This is a genomic window from Pseudomonas sp. 21LCFQ010 (assembly GCF_024129905.1).
Taxonomy (GTDB): Bacteria; Pseudomonadota; Gammaproteobacteria; order Pseudomonadales; family Pseudomonadaceae; genus Aquipseudomonas.
On record NZ_JAMYDZ010000007.1, the window covers coordinates 260,528 to 269,188 of the forward strand.

Sequence of the window (8,661 nt, forward strand, 5' to 3'; positions counted from 1 at the left end):
GTCGCAAAGTGATCAGCCGGTCAACCTGCCAGGGGCAAGGCTCAGCGCATCAAGGGGGCGGGTGTCGATCCAGTCACGGACATCGAAGCGGGTCGCGATGAAGGCCCAGCGCTGGAGAAAATCAGTGAAATCCTGCAGGCCGGCGATGGCCTGCTCGTCGAAGCCGGTGTTCAGGCGCTGATGGGCATCTTCGCCATAGGCACGCCTGACCCAGTATTCGCTGCTGTTGACCTCATAAGACAGAAAACGTCGTGTCTCTTGCGGGTTGTTGCGCGCCCACTGCTCGGCGCGCAACACCGAGCCGAGAATGCCGGTGGCAACGTCCAAGTGTTGGTCCAGCAAGTGCTGATCGACGCTCAGGGTCCGGGGTGTCGCGTTATTGCTGCGGATCAGCGGCTCGGGATGGGCACCGGTGTCGATTACTGTCACCAGCGAGAACTCGTGGGCCAGTTGCACGCCATGCGCGCCCTTGAGAAAAATCGCATCGACTTCGCCGCGCAACAGGCCGACCAGTTCGGCGTTGCGGGTTTCGGCGCGGTGGCTGCTGACCAGGGTGTTATCCACCGCCTCGGCTGGAGCATCGCTGAAGGTGCTGCCGTGGACATAGTCGACCAGCTCCACGTCACCGACTTGCAGACCTTCCAGGCGCAGGGCATTTTCCAGGCCGCGCAGGGCCTGGGCGCGGGTGAAGTCGATCTGTGCGTTGCGCCAGTGCGGCAGGCCAAAGCGCCGGCCTTTGAGGTCCTTGACCGAACCAATGCCGCTGCCGGGCCGGGCCAGAATCAACTGCGCCTCATCCACCCACGACAGGCCGATGAGCCGGGTTTCACGGCCTTGGGCGCGAGCCCAGATGGCCGGGATATTGCCGCCATGGCGTACCGAGTTGCGCAAGGTATGGTCGAAGTGCGATTCGCGCACGCTCTGCTGGCTGGACTCGCGGATTGACTGCAAGGCGGTGCCCAATGGGTCAAGCGCCTCTTTGAGCCAGCCTTTCTGGACCGCCAGGCCCAGGCCGGTGGGCACCGGGCAGCGGGTGTACCAAAGGGTATCGAGTGGCTGGCTCATGCCGTGGCTCCTGCCAATGGGGTAGGTGAATGCTGATGGACCAGCGGCAGCACTTGCTGGCCGATGCGCAGGGCTTCTTCAAGATGCGGATTGCCGGCCAGGATAAAGGTCGAGAAACCGGCGTCGCGGTACTCGCTCAAGCGCTCGGCGATCTGCTCATGGCTGCCCACCAGACCGACGGTGGGGCCAGGCTTGGCCTTGGCGAAACCGGCCCACAGGTTCGGGCCGATGATCAGGTCTTCAAAGCGGTCGATGTTCTGGTGATAGGCCGTCTGCCGCGCACCGCCCACCGAGTCCGAGCCGCCGGCACCGAACGGACGTGCGCCAGGCTGGTGGAAGCGCTCGAACTGGCGGCGCAGGTCGCTCCAGGCCAGGGCTTCGGTTTCCCGGGCGAACAGGTCGACGCGCAGGCCGAACCGCACGCTGCGCCCCTGACGAGCGGCCAGTTCACGAACCCGCTCGATGTGCGGCTTGAGCTTGTCGACCGGTTCCGCCCAGTTCAGGTACACGTCAGCGTGGCGGGCGGCGACCTCCAGCGCCGCATCTGAGAACCCGGAAAAGTACACGCCGGGTTTGCGCTCGTGGTGCAGGCCTGGGGGCAGGGCGCCGTTCTCCAGACGGTAGATCTCACCTTCATAGGAGAACCGCTGGTTGTGCCACAGGCCGTCGATCACATCGAGGAACTCGCCGGTACGCTTGTAGCGCAGGTCGTGTTCGAGAAAGTCGCCGTTGGCGCGCTGGCTGGCCGGGTTGCCACCGGTGATGATGTTCCAGTCCAGCCGGCCATGGCTCAGGTTCTGCAAAATCGCCGCTTGCTGCGCGGCATAGGCCGGCAGCGTCCAGGTGGCCTGGAACGCCACCAGAAACCGGATCCGCCGGGTTTCGCGGGCCAGCGCTGCGGCGACCATCCATGGCTCGGGGCCGGTGGGCAACAGCGCACCTTCAAAGCCTGCCAGCTCGGCAGCCTTGGCCACCTGGGCGATGTAATCGATGTAACCAAAGCCGTCCGCTGCGCCGTCAGGCAGCCGACCGGGGGCAATATGGCCGGGGCGGTGCACAGGGTTGCCACGGTTGGCCAGCAGACGAAACGCCTGGCGCACGCGCGGGTCATCGAAGGGTGGCTTGGCGGTGTTCATGTCAAACGACAGCCAGTTACCAGTCACGGAGCTGATCAGTCTGATGCGCGGGTCGCGGCGCAGCACATCCAGTTGCTCGCTGGGCATGCCGTTGGCCATGTCGATCTGCCCGGCGCGCAGTGCGGCCAGGCGTGAGATCTGGTCTTTGAAATCGATGATTTCCAGCTCGTCGGCATAGGGCTTGCCGTTCTTGAAGTAGTTCTCGAAGCGGCTGAACACCGAACGCTGGCCGGGGGTAAAACTCTTGAGTTTGTAGGGGCCGGCACCGACCGGGTTGGTGACCGGGTGATAGTCCCCCGGCACGATGCCGCCGAAGTTGACCCAGGTTTCTGCCAGCGGAAAGTAACTGCGCCCGTCGCGCAAACTCAGGCGGACGGTGCGTTTATCGAGCTTGACCAGATTGTCGCGGTCGACCCAGTGCAGCAGCGCCGCATAGGGCGAGGCCAGTTGTGGGTCGGTGAGACGGCGGATCGAGAAAATCAGGTCATCGGCATCGATGGTCTTGCCGTGATGAAACTCCAGGTCCTGGCGCAGGCGCAGGGTCCAGGTCTTCGCGTCCGGGCTGACCTCGGCTGCTTCGGCCAGGGCCAGACGCGGCTGCATGTTTTCGTCCCACTCCCAGAGTTTGCTGTACAGCGCAAAGCCACGCACGATGCCGCTGCCCACCGGCTTGTGGGCATCGAGGTTGCCGCTCTGGTTACCATCGATGATGCCCAGCCGCAGCCGCCCGCCATACTGCGGCTGGCCAGTGCCTTGGCCGCTGGCCTGGCTGGCCGGGGCCGCGCCGTCGCAGCCACTGAGCAGGCCGCTGCCGCCCAGCACCAGGCCGGCCCCCAGCAATGCGGTGTTGTTGAGCAGATGCCTGCGGCTGATCATGCGTGGCGCTCCTTGAGTTCAGGTTTCAGTGGGCGTTGGCGACGGCCGCCAGTGGCGCCACGCTGGCCGAGCTTTTCACCAGTTCGCCACGTTCGCTGCGAAAGTGCGGCAGGATGTGCTGGCCCAGGCGATAGGCTTCTTCCAGGTGCGGGTAACCGGCCAGGAAAAACAGCTCCAGGCCCAGCGCGTTGTACTCGCGAATGCGCGCCACCACGTTTGCGTAACTGCCAACCAGCGCGCAGCCCGGCGGTACACCGATATAGCCGAAGCCGGCCCAGACGTTGAGGTAGATAAAGAAGTCGTCGTACTGTTTGACGTCTTCGTGCTGGCCGAACTGTTCTTCGTAACTGAGCTTGCGCGCTGTGCGCAGGCCCGAGTGCGCCGCCACGGCCTTGGCCGCGCCACGGGCGATGCCGTCGTCGAAAAAGCGCTTGGCCTCGGCGTGGGCTGCCTCCTCGGTTTCGCGGGTGATCACATCAATCGACAAACCGAAGTGGATATCCTGACGGCCGTGCTTGAGGGCGCGTTCGCGCACATCGGCAATCAGCGCGGCGATCTGCTCGGGATGCTCGGCACGCATCAGGTAGTAATCGGCATGCTTGGCGGCAAATTCCCTTGCGGCAATCGACGAGCCGGCGGTGCAGATCACCGGCAGTTCGGCCTTGTTCAGCGGATGCCGCAGGCCGCCGCCTTCGGCGCTGTAGAACTTGCCCTGATAGTGGAAGTTTTCGTTGTGCCAGAAGCCCTTGACCACATCGAGAAATTCCGTGGCGCGTTCATAGCGCTCATCGTGGTCGCTGAAGTCACCGACCTGTCGCTGGATCGCGTCAGAGCCGCCGTTGATGGTGTTCCACACCAGGCGGTTGCCTGTCGCTCGCTGGTAGGTCGCCGCCTGCTGCACGGCCACCCAGGGTGTGTAGTGGTAAGGCTGAAAGGCAGTGACGAACTTCAGGGTGCGGGTTTCCCGGGCCAGCAGCGAGCAGACTGTCCACGGTTCTTCACCGCTGGGCGCGTTGACCATCAGCACCCCGCCGAAGCGATTGATCTCGTTGGCGCGGGCGATCTGGCCCAGGTAATCGATGTAGGTAAACGGGTCACCGACCTTGAAGTCCGACACCGCGCCGGTGCCGTCACTGGGCCCCCAGTCACCACGGTTACGCGGGTCGCCCGGCAGGTATTGGGTTTCGCCGTGCAGCGGCAGGCGGCTGAAGAATTCGATGCTCATGAGGGTGGTCTCGACAATCAATGGAGGGCCAACGGGAAACTGCCCTGGCAGCTTCCCGGCGGGTGCACACAAGGCCCTTTTTCAATCAGCCTGCGGTCGGTTCGCAGATCGGAGTAATGGTCTGGCCGGCGATGACTTTCTTGGCGAACGGGATCGAGTCCTTCAGCGAGGCATTGACCGTTTCACTATGGCCCAGCCCCTTGTACAGATGACCCTCGACGACGGAGCCGGCCTTGCAGGCGTCCTTCATCAGTTGCAGTTGCGTTTGGGCCGCAGGCGTTTTGTCTTCGGCGCCGGTGCCGATGAAGATCGGCTGGGCCAGCTTGAGGGTCGGGTAGCTGACTTGGGCAGACCACGGCTTGAGCTTGGCGCCGTCGTTGTCCTTGCGCGCTTCGGCCGGGGTCAGGCCCAGCGCCAGCACGTCGCTGGTCAGCGAGGCCAGGCAACTGGTGCGTGCCTGCTCGAACAGCGGCAGGGCCTTGTCGGTGTAGTGGTCTTTCGGGTCAATGCTCGGGTCGTACTGCTGCGCTGCGAGCAAGGTGTAGAAGCCGTAGGTCAGCGCCGCATCGACTTTGGTCTTGTCCTGATTGCCCACGCTCTTGGCGCCCACGGTGTAGATCACCCCGGTGCCGATGCTGCCCTTGACGCCGAGGTCCGGTGCATAAGTGGCGGCATAGGCGCCTGCGGCAAAGGCGCCGGCACCGCCTTGCGACTGGCCGACGATCAACATTTTGTTGGCCAGCCCCGGCACCGACTTCACGACGGCGCGGGCGGCATCGAGGATGCCGTAGGCCGCGGCGCGGTTGTTCAGCAGCGGGTGGCCGCCAGGTACGCCAAGCCCCTGATAGTCAGTGGCGACAATGGCGAAGCCCTCGCGCAGCCAGCGGTCGAGAAACTGTACGTCACGGTACGAGCGGCCGGCCCAGGATGGCGCACAGATATCGGCGACGCCGACCGTGCCATGACCCCAGCTCAGCACCGGCCAGCCGCCTTCAGGCGCGGTGCCCTTGGGAATGAACAGCGCGCCGGAAACGGCGATCGGGGTGCTGCCGTCGATGCCACTGAGTGAGGAGTAGAGGATGCGTTGCTGCGAGGCGGCGCTGGGCAGGCTCAGGGTGGCATCCAGCGGTTCGCTGCGCAGCAACTTGCCGGGGGTGTCAGGAATCACTTCCTCCCAGGTGTAGAACGCCGAGACCCGGCCATCGCCTTGCAGCGGGTCGGGCTTGGGCGCGTGCACACCGGCAGCCAGCACGTTGATCGAACACAGCACGGCCAGCGTGGCAACCGAATGCTTGAACGGGCGAATCAATTTCATGGCAGTTCCTTAAACGCAAAGGTAGCGAGCGGATGCCGGCGGTGACCGGCTTAACTGCGGCGCTTTTGCAGAATCACTGGTGGAGAGCGAACTGTTCGGCCATGAAAAGGGCGCCTTTACCGGTGCCACCAACAGCAAGGCCGGCTGGTTCGAGGCCGCTGACGGCGGGACGCTGTTTCTCGATGAAATCGGTGATCTGCCGCTGAACATGCAGGTCAAGCTGCTGCGCGTTTTACAAGAACGCGAGGTGGTGCGGCTGGGTTCACGCACGCCGATTCCGATCAATGTGCGGCTGGTGGCGGCGACCAACGTCAACCTGGCCGACGCCGTGGTGGCCGGGCACTTCCGGGAAGACCTGTTCTATCGCTTGCACGTCGCGACCATTCGCCTGCCGCCGCTGCGCGAGCGGCCGGGCGACATCCTGCCGCTGGCCGATTTCTTCATCGGCGAACACTGCCAGCGGTTGGGCTATAACCGCGCCTCGCTGAGTGAAGAGAGCGAGCGCAAGCTGCTGATGCACAGCTGGCCGGGCAATATTCGTGAGCTGGAAAACGCCATTCACCACGCCTTGCTGGTGTGCCGCAACGAAGTGGTGCAGCCTGCCGATCTGCATCTGGTGGACATGCGTTCATCCGGCATTCGCCAGGAAGAAGCAGTGCAGGCTGCGGCGGCGCCGCGCCCGCTGGCGCCGCCGGCCAATCTGGAAAGTGCCCTGATTGCGCTGTTCGAACAGAACATCCCGGACCTGTACGAACACATCGAGGAAACCCTGTTCCGCACGGCCTACCGTTTCTGCCATGGCAACCAGTTGCAGACCGGCCGGTTGCTGGGCATCAGCCGCAATATCGTGCGCGCACGGCTGGAGAAGATCGGCGAGTTGGCCAAGAGCGCAGACTGACCGGCCTCAGTGCTTGCTTTCGGTTTGCTGCGCAGCTGCACGGCTGGCGTCGTTCAGGCTGTTGTGATGCGCGAGGGTGTCGTCGCCCTTGGCGTCGCTCACTGAGTTGCGAAAGCCCTTGATCGTCTCGCCAAGGTCGGCACCGAGGGTTTTCAGGCGGCGGGTGCCGAACAGCAAGACCACCAACAGCAGCACGATCAACAGTTGCCAGATTCCGATACCGCCCATTACGCAACGCTCCAGGTAATTGATTTGCAAAATGAACACGCATCTTGCCGGGCCTGTATGACGGGCACGTGACGTTTTTGCGCGGTTTACATGAGGTTGCAACATTGCCTGTGTTGACTAGGGGCTGTTGCCGTTTCATCACAACCGCGCCGAGGTCTGTTTTGTCGGTTTACATAGGCTTCAGTCTGCTGGAGGGCGTGCGACGAAACAGCCACGGCCCTGCGGTTTTCGCTGAAACGGCAACAGCCCCTAACGTTCCAACGCGGCAGACAGGTGTGATGATGGACCGGAATCGACAACAAGGCGCGGCGCTGCTGATGGTGCTGGTGGTCTTGGCCATGCTCGCCGGTGGCTTGACCTGGCTGGTGCAACAGGGCCGTCAGGAGGTCGACGGCGTGCGTCTGATTCAGCAGCGCGTGCAGGCCCGCGCCATCGAGAAGGCCGCCCTGGCGTTTGCCGAACAGGCGCTCAAGGACTCGCTGTGGCGTGCCAGCCCGATGTTCTGGCAGGCGCTGCGCGGCCAGCCGCTGAGCTATGACTTCAAGGGTGGCAGTTCCAGCATCCGCATTATCGACCTGCACACCTGCTTCAACGTCAACAGCCTGATCGGCCCGGAAGCGGAGCGCGCTCGCGGCCAGTTGTTGCACCTGCTGGGCGATGACCTGGCCGCCGAGCGGCTGGCCGACAGCCTGATCGACTGGCTGGACGCCAATCATCAGCCACGCCTGCATGGCGCGGAAAACCACGAATACTCACGCCAGTCACCACCGCGCCTGGCGGCCAACCAGCCGATGGCCGACATCAGTGAACTGAACCTGCTGGCGCTGCGCATGCCCGGCGCGGCGGGTGCGTTGTGCGCCTTGCCGGACCACGAAGGCTGGCGGCTCAATGCCAATGCGCTGAACCTTGCGCACTTGCCCTTGCTGGAGGCGTTGTACCAGGGTGATTTGTCCCGCGCCCAACTGACCCGCCTGATCACCGGCCGCCCGGCCAGCGGCTATAAAGACGCCAGCGACCTGCGTCAGGTTATGGGCGCAATGGATGACGATGCCTTTGCCCGGCTGACTGAGGGGCTGTTGCTCAATGGTGATCATTTTCTGCTGCAAATCGACACCCGTCTGGACGGGCAGTTGTTCAGCAGCCAGTACCGGGTGCAAGCGCGGGGTGTGGTGAAGTGGCACGGCCGGGTACCGGCGCAGCAGATGGTGGTGCGAGGACGGGAGGTGTTTGGCCACTGACCATCGAGGCGCGACAAGCCCCGCCGTTCAGGGCGGGGAAGGATAGCGCGGACGGCGTAGCCGTCCCTAGTTGCCGTGGGGGGCTGCTGCTGCTCGATGGACGCACCGCCACAGGATGATGCGAAGTAATACGGCGACACAGTAGGCCCCTCTACGGCGGTATTTCGTTACAAAGACCCCATGGGCATGCACCTTGAAAACACCATCCCGTCCGCGCCTAATGGCGTCTTCATTGCTCATGGCTCAAGAGCAGCATGCAACGACTTCAAGCCTTCAAGTACGAACTCATGCCAGACGGCCAGCAGGAGCGGCAAATGCGCCGCTTTGCGGGCTCCTGTCGCTTCGTCTTCAACAAGGCGCTGGCGTTGCAGAAGCAGCGCCACGAGCAAGGCGAGAACAAGCTCGGCTATGCGGGCCTGTGCAAGTTGCTGACCGAATGGCGCAATAGCCCGCCAACCGCATGGCTGGCCGATGCGCCTGTTCACCCATTGCAACAGAGCCTCAAGGATCTGGAACGGGCCTACACCAACTTCTTCGCCAGACGAGCCGACTTTCCCCGACTCAAGAAGAAGGGGCAGCGCGACAGTTTCCGCTATCCCGACCCGAAACAGATCAAGCTCGACCAGACCAACAGCCGCCTGTTTCTGCCCAAGCTGGGCTGGCTGCGCTACCGCAACAGC

General features: G+C 63.7%; 5 protein-coding genes and 4 pseudogenes. 3 read left to right on the forward strand and 6 right to left on the reverse strand.

The features are described from left to right. Nucleotides 1-12 precede the first annotated feature (12 nt). From NJC38_RS11530 to NJC38_RS11550, 5 genes and pseudogenes are all read right to left on the reverse strand, one after another. Nucleotides 13-1,065 carry an ABC transporter substrate-binding protein gene (locus NJC38_RS11530; protein WP_253114711.1) on the reverse strand — a complete coding sequence of 351 codons (1,053 nt, stop codon included), beginning with the start codon at nucleotides 1,063-1,065 and terminating at the stop codon, nucleotides 13-15. Then, a pseudogene (locus NJC38_RS11535) lies at nucleotides 1,062-2,138 on the reverse strand (LLM class flavin-dependent oxidoreductase); the annotation flags it as partial. The pseudogene NJC38_RS11535 and the gene NJC38_RS11530, both read right to left, overlap by 4 nt. After that, a pseudogene (locus NJC38_RS11540) lies at nucleotides 2,133-3,077 on the reverse strand (ABC transporter substrate-binding protein); the annotation flags it as partial. The pseudogenes NJC38_RS11540 and NJC38_RS11535, both read right to left, overlap by 6 nt. Before the next feature lie 25 nt (nucleotides 3,078-3,102). Beyond that, nucleotides 3,103-4,302, reverse strand: coding sequence for an LLM class flavin-dependent oxidoreductase (locus NJC38_RS11545; protein WP_253114714.1), 1,200 nt, complete (start codon nucleotides 4,300-4,302; stop codon nucleotides 3,103-3,105). 85 nt (nucleotides 4,303-4,387) lie between these two features. Beyond that, entirely contained in the window at nucleotides 4,388-5,617 is a 1,230-nt protein-coding gene (locus NJC38_RS11550; RefSeq protein ID WP_253114717.1) for a lipase family protein, read from the reverse strand. 52 nt (nucleotides 5,618-5,669) lie between these two features. Between NJC38_RS11550 and NJC38_RS11555 the strand changes: the two are divergent. Then, nucleotides 5,670-6,515: pseudogene (locus NJC38_RS11555) on the forward strand (sigma 54-interacting transcriptional regulator); the annotation flags it as partial. A gap of 81 nt (nucleotides 6,516-6,596) precedes the next feature. On the opposite strand, the pseudogene tatA reads toward NJC38_RS11555, so the two are convergent. Further along, nucleotides 6,597-6,743 (reverse strand): annotated as a pseudogene (gene tatA / locus NJC38_RS11560) (twin-arginine translocase TatA/TatE family subunit); the annotation flags it as partial. A 281-nt stretch (nucleotides 6,744-7,024) separates the two neighbouring features. Here tatA and gspK point away from each other — a divergent pair. Then, nucleotides 7,025-7,981, forward strand: coding sequence for a type II secretion system minor pseudopilin GspK (gspK, locus tag NJC38_RS11565; protein ID WP_045487119.1), 957 nt, complete (start codon nucleotides 7,025-7,027; stop codon nucleotides 7,979-7,981). Between the two features lie 254 nt (nucleotides 7,982-8,235). Continuing rightward, nucleotides 8,236-8,661: RNA-guided endonuclease TnpB family protein (locus NJC38_RS11570; protein ID WP_253114718.1), on the forward strand; the 426-nt coding region annotated here is incomplete at its 3' end.